Origin of the sequence: Plantactinospora solaniradicis, from assembly GCF_042658085.1 — a bacterium.
Taxonomy (GTDB): Bacteria; Actinomycetota; Actinomycetes; order Mycobacteriales; family Micromonosporaceae; genus Plantactinospora; species Plantactinospora solaniradicis.
This window is the reverse complement of record NZ_JBHSPR010000095.1, coordinates 54,019-71,175: the sequence shown is the minus strand read 5'-3', so window position 1 is coordinate 71,175 and position 17,157 is coordinate 54,019. Positions and strand designations below refer to the sequence as shown.

At 71.5% G+C, this 17,157-nt stretch carries 16 protein-coding genes and 1 pseudogene; 8 read left to right on the top strand and 9 right to left on the bottom strand.

Annotated elements, in window-relative coordinates; genetic code table 11:
• Positions 1 to 104: 104 nt before the first annotated feature.
• Positions 105 to 1,235: a cellulose binding domain-containing protein gene (locus tag ACFP2T_RS46195; protein WP_377433953.1), complete on the bottom strand. Its 1,131-nt coding sequence runs from the start codon at positions 1,233 to 1,235 to the stop codon at positions 105 to 107.
• Between the two features lie 182 nt (positions 1,236 to 1,417).
• Between ACFP2T_RS46195 and ACFP2T_RS46190 the strand changes: the two genes are divergently transcribed.
• Complete coding sequence (locus tag ACFP2T_RS46190; RefSeq protein ID WP_377433950.1) at positions 1,418 to 2,122, top strand: N-acyl homoserine lactonase family protein; 705 nt, start codon at positions 1,418 to 1,420, stop codon at positions 2,120 to 2,122.
• 43 nt (positions 2,123 to 2,165) lie between these two features.
• Here ACFP2T_RS46190 and ACFP2T_RS46185 read toward each other — a convergent pair.
• The 8 genes and pseudogenes from ACFP2T_RS46185 to ACFP2T_RS46150 form a co-directional block, all read right to left on the bottom strand.
• Positions 2,166 to 2,811, bottom strand: a pseudogene (locus tag ACFP2T_RS46185) (LuxR C-terminal-related transcriptional regulator).
• 14 nt (positions 2,812 to 2,825) lie between these two features.
• Positions 2,826 to 4,172 (bottom strand): sensor histidine kinase, encoded by a 1,347-nt coding sequence (locus tag ACFP2T_RS46180; RefSeq protein WP_377433947.1) that lies wholly within the window; start codon positions 4,170 to 4,172, stop codon positions 2,826 to 2,828.
• Positions 4,169 to 4,939 carry an ABC-2 transporter permease gene (locus tag ACFP2T_RS46175; RefSeq protein ID WP_377433945.1) on the bottom strand — a complete coding sequence of 257 codons (771 nt, stop codon included), beginning with the start codon at positions 4,937 to 4,939 and terminating at the stop codon, positions 4,169 to 4,171. Before ACFP2T_RS46175 ends, ACFP2T_RS46180 begins: the two co-directional genes overlap by 4 nt.
• Entirely contained in the window at positions 4,936 to 5,661 is a 726-nt protein-coding gene (locus ACFP2T_RS46170) for an ABC transporter ATP-binding protein (RefSeq protein ID WP_377433942.1), read from the bottom strand. The genes ACFP2T_RS46175 and ACFP2T_RS46170 overlap by 4 nt, the downstream gene beginning before the upstream one ends.
• A gap of 130 nt (positions 5,662 to 5,791) precedes the next feature.
• Positions 5,792 to 6,337: an MOSC domain-containing protein gene (locus tag ACFP2T_RS46165; RefSeq protein ID WP_377433939.1), complete on the bottom strand. Its 546-nt coding sequence runs from the start codon at positions 6,335 to 6,337 to the stop codon at positions 5,792 to 5,794.
• 105 nt (positions 6,338 to 6,442) lie between these two features.
• Positions 6,443 to 7,021, bottom strand: coding sequence for an SMI1/KNR4 family protein (locus tag ACFP2T_RS46160; protein ID WP_377433937.1), 579 nt, complete (start codon positions 7,019 to 7,021; stop codon positions 6,443 to 6,445).
• A gap of 46 nt (positions 7,022 to 7,067) precedes the next feature.
• The gene (locus ACFP2T_RS46155; RefSeq protein ID WP_377434053.1) at positions 7,068 to 8,135 is read right to left on the bottom strand and encodes a serine hydrolase domain-containing protein; all 1,068 of its coding nucleotides are present in this window, start codon (positions 8,133 to 8,135) and stop codon (positions 7,068 to 7,070) included.
• Positions 8,136 to 8,211: 76 nt separating this feature from the next.
• A complete protein-coding gene (locus tag ACFP2T_RS46150; RefSeq protein ID WP_377433934.1) occupies positions 8,212 to 9,594 on the bottom strand; it encodes an aminotransferase class I/II-fold pyridoxal phosphate-dependent enzyme in 1,383 nt (460 codons plus the stop codon).
• 151 nt (positions 9,595 to 9,745) lie between these two features.
• Here ACFP2T_RS46150 and ACFP2T_RS46145 point away from each other — a divergent pair, with 151 nt between their 5' ends.
• The 7 genes from ACFP2T_RS46145 to ACFP2T_RS46115 are packed head-to-tail and all read left to right on the top strand — an operon-like array spanning position 9,746 to position 17,127.
• The gene (locus ACFP2T_RS46145; protein ID WP_377433932.1) at positions 9,746 to 10,585 is read left to right on the top strand and encodes a nitrilase-related carbon-nitrogen hydrolase; all 840 of its coding nucleotides are present in this window, start codon (positions 9,746 to 9,748) and stop codon (positions 10,583 to 10,585) included.
• A 17-nt stretch (positions 10,586 to 10,602) separates the two neighbouring features.
• Entirely contained in the window at positions 10,603 to 12,006 is a 1,404-nt protein-coding gene (hydA, locus tag ACFP2T_RS46140) for a dihydropyrimidinase (protein ID WP_377433930.1), read from the top strand.
• An 18-nt stretch (positions 12,007 to 12,024) separates the two neighbouring features.
• Entirely contained in the window at positions 12,025 to 13,506 is a 1,482-nt protein-coding gene (locus ACFP2T_RS46135; protein WP_377433928.1) for a CoA-acylating methylmalonate-semialdehyde dehydrogenase, read from the top strand.
• A gap of 6 nt (positions 13,507 to 13,512) precedes the next feature.
• Positions 13,513 to 14,601, top strand: a complete 1,089-nt coding sequence (locus tag ACFP2T_RS46130) for a TIGR03842 family LLM class F420-dependent oxidoreductase (RefSeq protein WP_377433926.1) — start codon at positions 13,513 to 13,515, stop codon at positions 14,599 to 14,601.
• A gap of 5 nt (positions 14,602 to 14,606) precedes the next feature.
• Entirely contained in the window at positions 14,607 to 15,494 is an 888-nt protein-coding gene (locus tag ACFP2T_RS46125) for an ABC transporter permease (RefSeq protein ID WP_377433925.1), read from the top strand.
• On the top strand, positions 15,491 to 16,315 hold the full coding sequence (locus tag ACFP2T_RS46120; protein ID WP_377433923.1) for an ABC transporter ATP-binding protein: 825 nt from the start codon (positions 15,491 to 15,493) through the stop codon (positions 16,313 to 16,315). The genes ACFP2T_RS46125 and ACFP2T_RS46120 overlap by 4 nt, the downstream gene beginning before the upstream one ends.
• Positions 16,312 to 17,127 carry an ABC transporter permease gene (locus ACFP2T_RS46115; protein ID WP_377433921.1) on the top strand — a complete coding sequence of 272 codons (816 nt, stop codon included), beginning with the start codon at positions 16,312 to 16,314 and terminating at the stop codon, positions 17,125 to 17,127. Before ACFP2T_RS46120 ends, ACFP2T_RS46115 begins: the two co-directional genes overlap by 4 nt.
• Positions 17,128 to 17,157 lie beyond the last annotated feature (30 nt).

Sequence of the window (17,157 nt, the reverse complement as noted above, 5' to 3'; positions counted from 1 at the left end):
TCCCGGGGAGCCCGTGACCGGCTCCGATCCCCGTGACCAGGGAACCGGCCGCCGCGCCGTCGGTGCGGTGCGGCCGGTCCCCGGTCACGGGGCGGACGGCGGGCTCAGCCGAGGGTGCAGCCGACCGTCGGTGCCGGGTTGTTGCCGTTCCAACTGCCGATGAAGCCGAACGTCGCCGACCCGCCGGGGGCGAGCGCACCGTTCCAACCCACGTCGCGGGCGCTGGCAGTGGCTCCGCTCTGGGTGAGCTGGGCGTTCCAGGCCTGGCTGACCTGCTGGCCGGCGCCGAAGACCAGTTGCGCCGTCCAGGTCCGGCTCGCCGTCGTGCCGTCGTTCCGGACCGTGACCTCGCCCTGGAAGCCGCCCTGCCACTGGCCCACGGACCGGTAGGTGGCCGCACAGCCGCCCGTCGTCGGCGGCGGGGTGGTCGTCGCTGGCGGGGTGCGGGTCGGGGTGGGCGTGGGAGTCCGGGTCGGGGTGGGCGTGGGGGTCCGGGTCGGGGTCGGAGTCGCGGTCGGGGTGACGCCGTTCAGGGCCGACACCAGCGCCGGGTACCAGCGGTCGGACATCTTCTGGTCACCGGCGGCGTTCGGGTGTACGCCGTCGTAGGTGTCACTGCCGGTGCTGAAGCCCGTCCACTGGTCCACCACCACGACCGGCGACTGGCCGGTGGTCTTCGAGGCCGCCCAGGCCGGTATGGCGTCGTTGAGCGCGACCACCCGTTGGGCGCACTCGGCACAGGTGCTCGGGTTCATCGGGATGATCTTCGCGACCAGGATCTTCATGCTGGCGTTACTGGCCCGCATCTGGTCCACCAGCTTCCCGTACGCGGCCAGGATGGTCGCCGGAGCCCGGTTGCTCCAGACATCGTTGGTGCCGAAGTGCATCAGCACGATGTCCGGGCGGGTGGCGGCCAGCCAGGGCGGCAACTGGTTCTGGTCGGCCACGGTCGTCACCAGGGCACCGCCGTGACCCTCGTTCTCCCCGTCGTACGGCTGTCCGCAGCCCTGGGGCCCGAGCGTTCCGACGAAGTCGATGTTGGTGTAGCCGGTGTTCTGCAACCGGTTCCAGAGGATGGACCGCCAGCAGCCGGGGGAGCCGGTGATCGAGTCACCGAGCGGCATGATGCGGACCGGGGCGGGTGCCGCCGGTTGTGCGGGCTGCGCGATGACGAGCGTCCCGAGGGCCACGACGAGCGCGGCGAGGACGGCGTTGAGCAGGGGCCTGCGGAGCATGGTCGTCTCCTGTCACGGTGATGGGTGGTACGTGCCGGCCCTGTGCTCCCGAGACATTGAAGCAGGTAACTGTGTCCGAACTCAACCGGTCAAGTCGGCACAACGCTGGCCGGGCCGGTGGCGGATTTACGCCCGGGGTGAACCGGTCTTGACGCGGTGACGCCGCCGACGAGGATGAGGTGGTGATCGTGCGGGACGCGGCGGTACGCCGCCTGGACCTTGGCTACTTCGTCCGCCCGGCCGTCGAGGTGGGTGGGCCGGATCCGAGGATCGAGCCGGCGTACGGCTATCTGGTCCGGCGGCCCGAGGGGCTGCTCCTGTTCGACACCGGCATCGGCACGGTGGACCCGGGTACCGAGGCCCACTACCGGCCGAGCCGCCGCCCACTGGCGACCGCACTCGACGCCGCCGGAGTGGAACTCGACGACATCACGCTGGTGGTCAACTGTCACCTGCACTTCGACCACTGTGGCGGGAACCCCGCCCTCGCCGGCCGCCCGATCGTCGTGCAACGTACGGAACTCGCCGTCGCCAGGGGGCCCGGCCACACGATCCCCGAACTGGTCGACTTTCCGGGTGCCCGCTACGAGGAACTGGACGGCGAAGCCGAGATCTGGCCCGGTGTCCGGATCATCCCGACTCCCGGACACACCGCCGGGCACCAGTCCCTGGTCCTGCGCCAGTCCGACGGCACCGTCATCCTCGCCGGTCAGGCCCGGGACTTCGCCAGCCAGTACGGCTCGGACGAGCTGGCGCTGCGGGCGTCCCGTGACGGTGTTCCCGAGCCGCTGCCGTCGGTGCCCGGGTGGCTGCCCCGGCTGGTCGACCTCGACCCGGCCCGGGTCCTCTTCGCGCACGACGGCGCGGTCTGGGAACCGCGGTTCTGACCTCACCGCCACCTGTCCGGTAAGGACGTCAGCCCACGCGGCATCAGCCGCCGCTGACGTGCCGGAGGACGGCCAGGACGCGGCGGTTGTCGCTGTCCGAGGACGGCAGGCCGAGTTTCGCGAAGATGTTCGCCACGTGCTTCTCCACGACAGGAGGTGATGACAAGAGCCGCCGCGATCCCGGCGTTGGATCGTCCCTCGGCCATCAGCGAGAGCACCTCGCGCTCCCGGCGGGTCAGCGACGCCACCCCGGCCGTGCCCTGCCCGGCCCGCATCAGGTGGCCGACCACCTCCGGATCCAGCGCGGTGCCACCGGATGCCACCCGGGTCAGCGCGTCCACGAAATCGGCGACGTCGGCGACGCGGTCCTTGAGCAGGTACCCGACGCCGGTCGGCCGGTCGGCGAGCAGGCGGGTCGCGTAGCGGGTCTCCACGTACTGGGAGAACACCAGCACACCGACGTCGGGATGGTCGCGTCGGATGTCGATCGCGGCCCGCAGGCCCTCGTCGGTGTGCGTCGGCGGCATCCGGATGTCGACGATCGCTACATTCGGTACGCTGGCGGCAACCGCGGACCGCAACGCATCCGCGTCGGCCACCGCCGCGCACACCTCGAAACCGCGGTCGGTGAGCAGCCGGACCAGCCCCTCGCGCATCATCGCGGCATCCTCCGCGATCACCACCCGCATGTCGTCGCCTCCGTTCACACCTGTGTGGGCAGCTGGATCTCGACCCGGGTCGGACCGCCGGTCGGACTGTGTACGCGGATCCGGCCGTCCACGACGGCGATGCGGCGGGCCAGGCCGGACAGGCCGGGACCGTCCGGGTTCGCCCCGCCGATGCCGTCGTCCTTGACGGTCAACATCAGGTGCTCGCCGGATCGGACGACGCCGAGCCCGATCCGGGTCGCCCGGCTGTGTTTGGCCGCGTTCGCGAGCAGCTCGGAGGCGCAGAAGTAGGCGATGGTCTCGATCGCGGGCGCCGGCCGGTCGGGCAGCTCGACGTTCACCGCCACCGGGATGGCGCTGCTCGTCGCGAGCGTCGCCAGCGCGTCGCCGAGACCGTTGTCGAGGACCGGCGGGTGGATCCCGCGCACCAGGTCGCGCAGGTCGGCGAGGGCGTCCTTCGCGCCGCGGTGGGCGAGCGCGACCAGTTCGCGGGCCTGTGCGAGGTCGGGTGGCGGGCCGTCGACACCGAGCTTCTCGGTCGCCATGCCGAGGTTCATCGCCAGCGTGGCCAGCCGGATCTGCGCGCCGTCGTGCAGGTCCCGTTCGAGCCTGCGCATCATCGCGGCCGCGTCGTCGATCGCGCGGGCCCGGGTGACCTGCAGTTCGCGTACCCGCTCGGCGAGCCGACGCGGACCGAGCAGCCGTCGCATGGCGGCAAGGTCCAGCGTCGTACCGGCCCGCATCAACCACGGTGCGACCAGCAGCATGGCGAGGCCGGCCGCGGCGATGAGGAACGTTCCGGCGAACGTCCGCGTACCGATGGTGCCGAACGGCGTCAGCGCCCACACCGGTCCGAGGCGCGTTCCGGGCGGGTGGTTGCGAAACAGCGGCCACCACACCGGGTAGCTGAGGTTGACCACACCGAACACGTAGCAGAACGCGCCGTAGCCCTCCGGGATGGCCAGGGGCACCTTGAGCAGGCCGTACCCGACGGCACGCCAGCCCGGTCCGTCGGCGACCAGGGCGCTGATCCGCTTCGAGGGCCGGGGCGGCGGGGCGTCCACGTGCACGTCGAGCAGCCGGTCGGCGAGTGAGCGGTGCACGGCTCCCATCGCGCGCCCGATCGGGGCGGCCAGCACGACCAGGAGCGCGATGGTGAGCGGAAACAGGACCAGGAACAGCGGTGCGACGGTAGGTGCGGGCTGCTCGGACATGGCTCCGCTCGCCCAGAGCATTCCGACGCCCAGGGCCGGCACGATCGCCGGTACGCTCAGGATCGCGGCCGCGCTGACCACGCCGACGACGCAGAACACCGCCCGGCGCAGGGCCAGCGTGGTGAACGGGGCGCGCAGCGCGGTCATCAGCCCATTGTCGCTGGTCACGCGTCACGGTGGCGGAGCAGCACCCCGCCGCACAGGATCGCTACCGCCGCGTACCCGCACATCAGCAGCGCACTGATCCAGCCGGCGAACAGCCCGGGTATGGGCGAGGTCACCGCGATCGAGTTGAGCAGCATCAGCAGCGGAACGAAACGGCCCACCGCGATTCCGCTCTCGCCGAACAGGCCGGCCACGATCATCGGGACGAACATCAGACCGAACAGCGTGCCGATCGCGGCGCCCGAGTGCCGCACGACCGTCCCGATGCCGACCCCGATCAGCGCGGTGGCGCCCAGATACACGCCGGTCAGCACGACCGCGCGCAGGATCGCCGGCTCCCCGAGAGAGGCGGCCGGGATGGCGGTGCCACGGATCGCGAGCTGCCCGCCCAGATAGCCGGCGAAACTCGCGACCAGGCCGACGGTGAGAGCCGCGCCGCCGCACACGGCGACCTTCGCCGCCAGGAGGATCCGACGTCGCGGGACGGCGGCGAACGTCGACCGGATCATCCCGGTGCCGTATTCGCCGGTCACCATCAGGACGCCGAGCGCTCCGAGGAGCAGTTGGGCCACGATGGCGCCGCCGAGGCTGTTGTTCAGGATCTGGGCGGCGGTGGCGACCGGGGTGTGCGACCGGTACCCGAGTCCCACCCCGGTGCCGGCCGCGGCCATCGAGACCACCGCGGCGATCGCGAGCCACCACGTCGACCGGACGCTGCTCAACTTGATCCGCTCCATCCGGGCCACGTGCCGGAATCCGTACCCGTTCATGACGCTCCCACTGCGCGATAGTCGGTGGCCGCTGAGGTGAGCCGGAAGAACGCGTCCTCCAGGCTGTGGTCGCCGGCGGCGAGTTCGGCGACGGTCGTCTCGGCCAGCAGCCGGCCGCGGCCGATGACCACCAGCCGGTCGGCGGTCAGCGCCATCTCGGCGATCAGGTGGCTGGACACGAACACCGTCCGGCCTTCGGCGGCGAGTCCGCGCAGCAGGTCCCGGATCCAGCGGATGCCCTCCGGATCCAGTCCGTTGACCGGCTCGTCGAGCAGGAGGACGCCCGGGTCGCCGAGCAGGGCCACGGCGACGCCGAGCCGCTGGCGCATGCCGAGCGAGTACGTGCCGGCACGCCGCGCCGCCGCGTCGGACAGACCGACGTTGCGCAGCACCTGCTCGACCCGGGAACCGGGGATGTCGTTGCTCGCGGCCAGCGCGGTCAGGTGTGCACGGGCGCTGCGCCCGGGATGGAACGCCCCGGCATCGAGGAGCGCGCCGACCGTCTTCAACGGCCAGCTCAGGTCCGGGTACCGGACGCCGCCGATCAGTGCCTCGCCACGGTCCGGGGCATCCAGGCCGAGGATCATCCGCATCGTCGTCGACTTACCGGATCCGTTCGGGCCGAGGAAGCCGGTCACCACCCCCGGCTGCACCCGGACGCTCAGCCCGTCGACGGCGACCCGGTCGCCATAGCGTTTCGTCAGCTCACGTAGTTCGATCACATGATCGACGCTAGGCAACGCCGTCGGCGGTCGGAAGCCGGAAACCATCCGACTCGGCCTGGAGGTTTTCCACCCCCATCGCGGTCCCGACCCAGCTGGCGACCCCCTCACCCGCTGAGCGGGGGAGGGATCAGACCCGATCGAGCGGGCGGTGTGGCTCCGCAGGCAGTTCGATCCGGATCCCGTCGCCGGGCCGGACCTCGCCGCTCTCGCGTACCACGCCCATGATGCCGGCCAGGCGGACCAGGTCGCCCGCCTCGTTCCGGCCCAGGACCCGCTTCAGCAGCCCCGACTGGAAGTTGTCGATCTGCGCGCACGGGTTGCGCAGCCCGGTCACCTCGACCACCGCCGCGTCGCCGAGCCGGAGCAGGGTGCCGACGGGCAGGCCGAGCAGGTCCACGCCCCGGGTGGTGACATTCTCCCCCATTTCACCGGGCGCGACCCGGTGACCGGAGGCACGCAGTTCGTCGTGCAGCTCGGAGTGGATCAGGTGCACCTGGCGGAGGTTGGGCTGGGTCGGATCCTGGGCCACCCGGGAGCGGTGCTTGACGGTGACGCCGAGATGCGCGTCGCCCTCCACACCCAGCCCGGCCAGCAGCCGGATGCTGTCCTGGCTCGGCTTGCTGAAATTGTGCCCCTCGTCCCGGGCCACCGCCGTCACCACCGCCGCGTTCATCCGACCTCCCCGTCGTCCGGTGCCACCGCGTCCGCCGGGGCGGTCGCGACCACCTGCTGATCATAATCGGTCCGAATCGGGCGGGTGCTGGTGGACAGCCGGTGGTCAGAGGTCCTCGTCGTCGTCCCGATCCGGATGGCGACCGACGATCTCCTGGTAGATCTCGGCGTACCGGTCGTCGTCGACGTCCAACTGGCCCTCGTCGTCCAGGAAGTAGGCCGACCGGGCGAAGCACGCGTTGAACACCGCGACCATCTGCGGGATGCTGTCGAACTCCACGCTGGCGGGGCCGTACTCCGGCATGATCGATGCCACGGCCGGCTCGGTGCCGTCCGACCAGACCGCCACGTACAGGTCCGAGCTGCCGTTCTCCAGCAGTGGTATCCAGTGCTCGGCGAGCAGCGGATCGTCGGGGTCGGCGTGGATCGGCTTGACCTCGACCGCGTCCCGTAGCGAGATCGGCCAGTAGCCGGGGATCGCGTACGTGTCACCGATCGTCTGGCCGGGCTGGTGTCCGACGCCGTCGCACCAGGTGAACCAGTCGAGGACGGCGGGCGGAACCGTCGGGCCGAGCGCGGCACCGATCGCGGTCCGGTCGGCTCCGGGCAGGAGCGCGGGCGCGACCGGGGCGTCCAGCCGGGCCAGCCAGTTCCGCCACTGCGCGAGCTGTTCGGAAAGTGTCACCGCAGCATGCTGGCATGCCGCGCTGCCGGCAACGAAAGGTGCGCGGTCAGACCGGACGAGGATCGTACGGCGGCATGACCGGCAGTTGGTGGCAGATGAACATGTCGACCGCCTCCGCGGCGGGTGGGTCGACGTTCGCGAGAACCGCTACGACGTACCCGGAGTCGGGATAGATCGTCAGTTTGGCGCTCGTGCCCGGTGCTCCGCCGGTGGCGCCGATCGACCGGATCCCGTAGACGGTGTTCGCGAGGAACCCGTACCCGACGCACCTGCCGCTCCACCCGGCGTTCACCTTCGCGGTGGTCAGCAGGGTGGTGTGCTGGGCGTCGAGCAACCCGTTGCCGGTCAACGCGGTAGCGAACCGCCACAGGTCCTCGACGGTGGTGTAACCACCACCGGCCGGGGTTCCCCGATACGCCAGCGTGTCGGTGTTGGGGCCGTCGGCCCCGCCCTCGCCGGTGTATCCGACGGCGAGGTCCGGCACGGCTGCCTCTTTCGGCAGCGCACCGGTACGGGTCATCCCCGCCGGCCCGAAGACGTGCTCGTCGACGTGGTCGTAGTAGCTCTGCCCGCTGACCTGCTCTATCACGGCGCCGAGCAGCAGGAAGCCATAGTTGCTGTAGTCGAACCAGGCACCGGGCTCGAACAGGGGGCCACGCGCACCGAACATGGCCAGGAAATCCGCGACCGTGCGTACCTGGTCACGGCGGGCCAGGTACTCCGGTTCGAAGATGTCTCCGGTGCCGCCGGTGTGCGTCAGCAGGTGATGGACCGTGACCTTCGTGGCCACGTCCCGGTTCGGATAGTCGGTCAGGTACGTACCGACCGGCGCCGCCGGATCCACCCGTCCGGCCTGGATCAGCTGGCCCACCGCCACGGCGGTGAACATCTTGCTGAGCGACCCGTTGCGGAACCTCGTGGACGGCCGGTTCGGGATTCCCCGCTCACGATCGGCCGAGCCGTACGCCTCGGCGAAGAGCACCTCCGGGCCGCGGGCCACCAGCACGGCACCGGTGAACCTGCCCTCGGCCGACTCGTCCGCGACCACCGCCCGGAAGCGGGGCAGCCAGTCGAGCGGGCCCGGGACGGGCCAGCCCACCGCATCGGCATCCATTCTCACCGGTCGATCGTCACATCCGGGCAGCTCGGGAGTCGACCGAATTTCTCCGGGACGGCACCTGCGGCGGACCTCAGCGGCCGTCCCGGCGTAGCGAGTGGGAGCGGCGGCCGCTGGCCCGGTTCGGTCCGTCGGCCGCCTCGGCCAGCAACTCGGCCAGGTCCTCGAAGCCGTCCCGGACCAGCCCGACGGTCACCCGGACGTGGTCGCCGCCGAGCGGGCGTACCTCGAAGGGGGTGCCGGGGGCGACCGCGATGCCGTGGGCGGCCAGCGACAGTATCGCGCGCTGCTGGTCCCGGACCGGCAGCCACAGGTTGATGCCGTCCGGCGTCGGCGCCAAGACGCCCCGGGCGGCCAGGGCGGCGCAGAGCAGGGTACGGCGGCGCGCGTACTCGTGTCGGGCGTCGGCGAGGGAGCGTACCGTGGTGGGGTCGGTGAGCAGGTCGAGCAGCACGGCCTGGAGCACCCGGCTGGACCAGCCGGGGCCGAGGAGCCGCCGGTCGGCGACCGAGCTGACCAGGGCCGCCGGCCCGCCGATCGCGGCCAGCCGCAGGTCGGGGCCGTGGCTCTTGGAGAAGCTGTGGATCCGGACCACCTGTTCCGGCAGCGACTCGCCGAGCGACACCGGCGGGGTGCAGGCGATGTCGCCGGCGTGGTCGTCCTCGACCACCGCGACGGACCGGCCCAGCGGGTGCGCCCGCATCGTGGCGGCCAGCTCGACGGCGCGGCCGGTCGTCATGGACACCCCGGTCGGGTTCTGCGCCCGGGGTTGCAGGACCAGGGCCACCGGGGCGCGGTCCAGCGCGGCCGACAGCGAGGCGGGCTCGATGCCGTACGGGTCCAGTGACACCGGCACCGGCACCGCGCCGACCGCTTCCAGCAGGTCGAGTACGGGCGGGAAGCCCGGGTTCTCCACCAGCACCCGGTCGCCGAGCCGGACCAGTGCCCCGACGATCCGGTCCAGTGCGTCGAGCGCCCCGTCGACCACGGTGAGCCGCTCCGGCGGGTACGGCCAGCGGTCCCGGAGCACCGCCTCCAGCCGGGGCAGCACCGGTTCCTCCAGATAGGACGTGGTGAGCCGGGTGTCGCCGATCCGGCGCAGTGCCGGCGCCAGGTGCGGCAGCAGGTCGTGGTCGGGTACCCCGGTGGAGAGGTCGTGCGGCAGCGTGGCCGGGCTGGCGGTGAGCCGGGCGTACCGGAGGTGTTGGCGGAGCGGGTTGGGGGGCAGTACGAAGGTGCCGGAGCGGCCCCGGGTCTGGATCGCGCCCGCGCTGGCCAGTGATCGCCACGCCTCGCTGACGGTGGTCGGGCTGATCCCGAGTTCCCGGGCGACGGAACGCACCGTCGGCAGTCGGGCGCCGGCCGGCAGCTCACCGGTCCGGACCAGTCGGCTCACCGCCGCCGCGACGCCGCGCGCCGTACGGTCGTCGATCGCACTGGCGATGAGCTGCAGCATGTTACTTCTCCGAAAAAATCAGTAACAAATTGGCCATTGTCCGTCCCGACTTGTGTCACTAAAGTCCTACGCCATCCGGCCAGAAAATCACAAGGTCAGCAAGCTCCACACCGACGGGCACCGCCCAGCCCGGTGCCGAGGAGGTACGACCATGGCAGAGATCATTCGCGCGGCCCTGGTGCAGACGAACTGGACCGGTGACAAGGAATCGATGATCAAGGCGCACGAGGAGTACGCCCGACAGGCGGCGGCCCAGGGTGCGAAGGTCATCTGCTTTCAGGAACTCTTCTACGGTCCGTACTTCTGCCAGGTGCAGGACCAGGGCTACTACGCGTACGCCGAGACGATTCCCGGGCCGACCACCGAACGGTTCGCCGCCCTCGCCGCCGAACTCGGCATGGTGATGGTGCTGCCGATGTACGAACAGGAACAGCCCGGCGTGCTCTACAACACCGCTGCCGTGATCGACGCCGACGGCAGCTATCTCGGTAAATACCGGAAGACACACATTCCGCAGGTGAAGGGCTTCTGGGAGAAGTTCTACTTCCGGCCCGGAAACCTGGGTTATCCGATCTTCGACACCGCCGTCGGCCGGATCGGTGTCTACATCTGTTACGACCGGCACTTTCCCGAAGGCTGGCGGGCGCTCGGCCTGGCCGGCGCCACGGTGGTGTTCAACCCGTCGGCGACCAGTCGGGGCCTGTCGGCGTACCTGTGGAAGCTGGAGCAGCCGGCCTCGGCGGTGGCCAACGAGTACTTCGTCGGCGCGATCAACCGGGTCGGGGTCGAGGACCTCGGTGAGAACGACTTCTACGGCACCTCGTACTTCGTCGATCCCGAGGGACAGTTCGTCGGCGAGGTCGGCGACGACCACGCCCCGGAGCTGATCGTCCGGGACCTCGACCTCGGCCTGCTCGCCGAGGTACGCGACCGGTGGGCCTTCTACCGGGACCGCCGCCCGGACGCGTACGACAGCCTGGTCCGGCCGTAGACAGGGGAGGGCGAGCCATGGCACTGCTGATCAGCGGCGGCACCGTCGTCGGGCCCACCGGAACGCACCGCGCCGACGTACTGGTCGAGGGCGAGACCATCGCCGCGCTGTTCGCCCCCGGCCGGGCACCGGACGGCGACCACGAGACGATCGACGCGACCGGGAAGTACGTCATCCCGGGCGGGATCGACGCGCACACCCACATGGAGCTGCCGTTCGGCGGCACCAACGCCAGCGACACCTTCGAGACCGGCACCCGGGCGGCGGCGTACGGCGGCACCACCACCATCATCGACTTCGCGGTGCAGCGGACCGGCGAGGTGGTGCAGGACGGGCTGACCGCCTGGCACGTCAAGGCCGAGGGCAACTGCCACGTCGACTACGCGTTCCACATGATCCTGGGCGGGGTCGACGACGACGCGCTCAAGGCGATGGACCAGCTCGTCGCCGACGAGGGGATCAGCAGTTTCAAGCTGTTCATGGCGTACCCGGGGGTGTTCTACTCCGACGACGGCCAGATCCTCCGGGCGATGCAGCGGGCCCGGGAGAACGGCGCCATGATCATGATGCACGCCGAGAACGGCATCGCGATCGACGTCCTCGTGCGGCAGGCCCTGGCCCGGGGCGACACCGACCCGATCCACCACGGCCTGACCCGGCCGGAGGCCCTGGAGGCCGAGGCCACCCACCGGGCGATCCGGCTCGCCGAGGTGGCCCGGGACTGCCCGCTCTACATCGTGCACCTGAGCGCCAGCCAGGCCCTCGAACAGGTCGCGGCGGCCCGGGACGCCGGCCGGAACGTCTTCGCGGAGACCTGCCCGCAGTACCTCTACCTGACCCTGGAGGACCAGCTCGGCGCGCCCGGCTTCGAGGGCGCAAAGTGGGTCTGCTCGACCCCGCTGCGCAGCAAGCACGAGTCGCACCACCGCGACCTGTGGCAGGGATTGCGCAGCAACGACCTGGCGGTGGTGTCCACCGACCACTGCCCGTTCTGCTTCAAGGACCAGAAGGAACTCGGGCTCGGCGACTTCTCGAAGATCCCGAACGGGATCGGTGGGGTCGAGCACCGGGTCGACCTGCTCTACCAGGGCGTCGTCGACGGCAAGCTGACCCTGGAACGCTGGGTGGAGACCATCGCCACCACCCCGGCCCGGATGTTCGGACTCTATCCGCGCAAGGGCGTCCTCGCGCCGGGCTCCGACGCCGACATCGTGGTCTACGACCCCGCCGGCCGGACCAGCATCGGCGTCGGGACCCACCACATGAACATGGACCACTCGGCGTACGAGGGCTACGAGATCGCGGGACGGGTCGACGCCGTCCTGTCCCGGGGCACCGTACTGCTCTCCGACGGGACGTACCACGGGCGGCGCGGCCACGGCCGGTTCCTCCGACGCGGCCTGTCGACGTACCTGAGCTGACCGGAACGAGGTGGCGTGATGCGGGAGATTCCACACTGGATCGACGGAACCGAGGTCGCGGGCACCGGGGACCGGCGGCTGCCGGTCTACGACCCGGCCACCGGCGAGCGGCAGGCCGAGGTGGTCGCCGCGACCGGTCCGGAGGTACGAGCCGCGGTCCGGTCGGCAGCCGCCGCGCAACCGGGCTGGCGGGCGGCGTCGCTGTCCCGGCGCGCGGAGGTGATGTTCCGGTTCCGCGACCTGGTGGACGCCAACCGGAAGGAGATCGCCACCCTGCTCTCCGCCGAACACGGCAAGACGGTCGCCGACGCGGCCGGTGAGGTGGCCCGGGGCCTGGAGAACGTCGAGTTCGCCACCGGCGCCCCGCACCTGCTCAAGGGCGGCTACAGCGAGCAGGCGGCGACCGGGGTGGACGTGTACTCCATCCGTCAGCCGCTCGGCGTGGTCGCCGGGATCACCCCGTTCAACTTCCCGGCCATGGTGCCGATGTGGATGTTCTGCACCGCGCTGGTCGCCGGGAACACCTTCGTCCTCAAGCCCAGCGAGAAGGACCCGAGCGTCTCGCTGCTGCTGGCCGACCTGCTGCGCCGGGCCGGGCTGCCGGACGGGGCGTTCAACGTGGTCCAGGGGGACCGGTCGGCCGTCGAGGCGCTGATCGCCGACCCCGACATCGCCGCGCTCTCCTTCGTCGGCTCGACCCCGGTGGCCCGGTCGATCTACGAGGCCGGCACCCGGGCCGGCAAGCGGGTCCAGGCACTCGGCGGCGCCAAGAACCACATGGTGGTGCTGCCGGACGCGGATGTCGACGCCGCGGCCGACGCCGCCGTCTCGGCCGGGTTCGGCTCGGCGGGGGAGCGCTGCATGGCCGTCTCGGTGGTGGTCGCGGTCGGCTCGGTAGCGGACCGGCTGGTCGAGGCGATCGCCGAGCGGATCGGCCGGATCCGGGTCGGCCCGGCCAGCGACCCGGATGCCGAGATGGGACCGCTGATCACCGGTGAACACCGGGACCGGGTGCGGTCGTACCTCGATCAGCCCGGTGGGCGGGTGGTGGTCGACGGGCGGACGCTGCCCGACGCCGACGGGCCCGGGTTCTTCCTGGGGCCGTCGCTGGTCGACCACGTGGCGACCGACTCCGCCTACTACCTCGACGAGATTTTCGGGCCGGTGTTGTCGGTGGTCCGGGCGGAGACCTACGACGAGGCCGTCGCACTGGTGAACACCTGCGAGTACGGCAACGGGACCGCGATCTTCACCCGGGACGGCGGAGCGGCCCGCCGGTTCCAGTACGACGTCGTCTGCGGGATGGTCGGCGTCAACGTGCCGATCCCGGTACCGGTCGCCTACTACAGCTTCGGCGGCTGGAAGGCGTCCCTCTTCGGCGACCTGCACATGTACGGCCCGGACGGGCTGGCCTTCTACACCAGGACCAAGGTGGTCACCTCGCGCTGGCCCGATCCGGCGACCAGCGAGGTCGACCTCGGCTTCCCGAAGGTGCGGTGAGCGGCGATGGACATCGGTGTCGTCTTCCAGTGTGATCCGCCGGCCAGCGAGGTGGTGCGGCTGGCCCGGCAGGCCGAGGCGGCCGGCTTCAGTCACGTGTGGACGTTCGACTCGCACCTGCTGTGGCAGGAACCGTTCGTGATCTACTCCCAGATCCTGGCCCAGACCGAGCGGGTGGTCGTGGGGCCGATGGTGACCAATCCGGGCACCCGGGACTGGACCGTCACCGCGTCCCTCTTCGCCACCCTCAACGAGATGTACGGCAACCGCACGGTCTGCGGGATCGGCCGGGGCGACTCCGCGCTGCGTACCCTGGGCCACCCGCCGACGACCATCGCCGAACTCCGGGACTGCGTCACGGTGATCCGGGAGCTGGCGCACGGCCGGACCGCCACCTACCGGGGGCGGGAGCTGCGGTTCCCATGGGTCTCCGGCGGTTCGCTCCAGATGTGGATCGCCGCGTACGGTCCCCGGGCGCTGGCCCTGGCCGGCGAGGTGGGGGACGGCTACATCCTGCAACTCGCCGACCCGGACATCGCGGCCTGGATGATCGGGGCGGTACGCGGCGCGGCGGAACGGGCCGGTCGGGATCCGGCGGCGATCCGGTTCTGCGTGGCCGCCCCGGCGTACGTCGGCGACGACCTCGCGCACCAACGTGACCAGTGCCGGTGGTTCGGTGGCATGGTCGGCAACCACGTCGCCGACATCGTCGGTCGGTACGGCACCGGTACGGGTTCCAGCGCCGTACCGAAGGCGCTCACCGAGTACATCGCCGGCCGCCAGGGGTACGACTACGCCGAGCACGGCCGAGCCGGCAACCGGCACACCGACTTCGTACCGGACGAGATCGTCGACCGGTTCTGCCTGCTCGGCCCGGTCTCCGCGCACCTGGACAAGCTCGCCGCGCTGCGGGAACTCGGCGTCGACCAGTTCGCCGTCTATCTCCAGCACGACGACAAGGAACACACCCTGGCCGCGTACGGCGAGTCGATCATTCCTGCGGTGCGTGGGACGTCCGCGGCGGCACCACCGCCCGGTTCGACGCCGCCGCCGGGGGCGCGGATCGCGGCGGACGTACCGGCGACGGCGGTCTGACTCCCATGCCGGAGGCGTCGGGCCACCGCTGGCGGCACCGGGCCCGGGTCGTGGCCGGTGCCGTGGGCGCGGCGCTGCTCTTCGGCCTGCTCTGGGAGGGCTACAAGGCGTTCGGTGCTCCGGACGGCGGGAAGCTGTTCGGGGTCCGGGTGCTGCCCCGGGCCGACGACGCGGCCATGCCGCACATCGCCGAGATCCTGGGCCGGTTCGCCGCCCCCGAACTGGCCGGTGCCGAGCCGATCTGGCTCGTGGTGCTGCGCGCCGCCCTGTTCACCCTGCGCAGCGTGGCGCTCGGGTTCGGGTTCGCCGTCGTGGTCGGGCTGCTGCTCGCGGTGCTGATGCAGCGGTTCCGGGTCGTCGAGCGGGGACTGCTGCCGTACGTCATCCTGTCCCAGACCGTTCCGCTGATCGCCCTGGCGCCGCTGATCGCCGGCTGGGGCGGCCGGCTCTCGATCGGCTCCCGGCCGTGGGAGCCGTGGATGTCGGTTGCGACCATCGCGGCGTACCTGGCCTTCTTTCCGATCGCGGTGGGGCTGCTGCGGGGGCTCCAGTCACCCGCCCCGATCACCGAGGAGCTGATGCGCAGCTACAACGCGGGCTGGTGGCGCACTCTGGTGAAGCTGCGGCTGCCGGCGTCCCGGCCGTACCTCTTTCCGGCTCTGCGGCTGGCCGGCGCGGCGGCGGTGGTGGGCGCGGTGGTCGGTGAGATCTCCATCGGCGCCCGGGGTGGCATCGGCCGGCTGGTCATCGAGTACTCCCGGGAGGCGACCACCGACCCGGCCAAGGTCTTCACCGCGCTGCTCGGTGCCGCGCTGCTCGGGCTCGCCGTGGCCGGTGCCGTCGGTCTCGCGGAACTGCTGCTGTCCCCCCGACGAAGGGTGTCGACCCGGTGACCGTGAACGAGACGAGCACGGGCCAGCCCGGCGGGACCCGGCCGGCGGTGCAGGTGGCCGGCCTGACGAAGGTGTTCAACCCGGGGCGGCCGGACGAGGTCACCGCGCTGGCCGGAATCGACCTGACGGTCGGGCCGGGCGAGTTCGTCAGCCTGATCGGGCCCTCCGGCTGCGGCAAGTCCACCCTGCTGCGGCTCGTGGCCGACCTCGTGGCGCCGACCGGCGGCACCGTGATGGTCGCGGAGCGGCCGGCGCGACGGGCCCGGCGGGACCGGGCGTACGGCATCGCGTTCCAGCAGTCCGGGCTGCTGGACTGGCGGACCGTGTCCCGCAACGTGGAGCTGCCGTTGGAGGTGCGCGGTTGGAGTCGGCGCGAGCGGCAGGCCCGGGCCCGGGAACTGCTGGAACTGGTCGGGCTCGCCGACTTCGCCGGGCACTATCCGGACCAGCTCTCCGGTGGGATGCAGCAGCGGGTGGCGATCGCCCGCGCCCTGGCCGGCGATCCGCCGTTGCTGCTGATGGACGAGCCGTTCGGCGCGCTGGACGAGATGACCCGGGAACGGTTGCAGGACGAGCTGCTGCGGATCTGCGCGCGGACCGGCACCAGCACCCTGTTCGTCACCCACTCGATCCCGGAGGCGGTGTACCTGTCGGACCGGGTGGTGGTGATGTCCGCCCGGCCCGGTCGGATCGTCGAGATCGTCGACGTCGAGCTGGGCGAGCGGACCGAGGCGACCCGCCAGTCACCCCCGTTCTTCACCGGGATCACCCGGGTGCGGCAGGCGCTGCGGGGCACCGCCGTGACGGTGCCGGCGCCATGAGCGAGCGCAGCGAGCGAACCCGGGGTCGCCGCCGGGGGGCGGGCCCGACCGGCCTGCTCCGGGCGACCTGGCCGCCGTTGCTGTTCGGGGTCGTCGGGCTGGTGCTCTGGGAGTTGACCGTCACGCTGGGCCGGGTGGCGCCGTTCATCCTGCCCGCGCCGTCCCGGATCGGCGCGGAGTTCTGGGACAACTGGGGCACCATCTGGCAGGTGGGGCTCGCCACCGGGACGAACGCCGGGGTGGGTCTCGTCGTCGGGGCGCTGGTGGCGCTGGCCGCCGCGCTGCTGACCGGCCGGTTCGGCTTCCTCGGCGAGGTGTCGGTGCCGCTGGCAGCGGGATTGAACGCGCTGCCGATCATCGCCCTGGCGCCGATCCTGAACAACATGTTCGACTCGACCAGCAGCATCCCGCGCCGGCTGGTGGTGGCGATCGTGGTCTTCTTTCCGGTCTTCCTGAACACCCTGCGCGGGTTGGCCCAGGTGGACCCGGTGCACCGGGAGCTGATGACCAGCTACGCGGTCAGCGGATGGACCTTCACCCGGCTGGTCCGGTTGCCGGGTGCGCTGCCGTTCGTCTTCACCGGACTGCGCCAGGCGGCCGCGCTGTCCGTGATCGCGGCGGTGGTGGCCGAGTACTTCGGCGGCCGGCAGGACGGTCTCGGTTCCCGGATCACCTCGGCGGCCTCCTACACCGCGTACCCGCGTGCCTGGGCGTTCGTCCTCGGCGCCTGCGTACTCGGTCTCGTCTTCTACCTCGCCACCCTCGGCCTGGAACGCCTCGCGATGCCCTGGCGCGCGCGGCGGCCGGGCTGACGGACCGACCCGCCTGGCACCTCGCCCGCC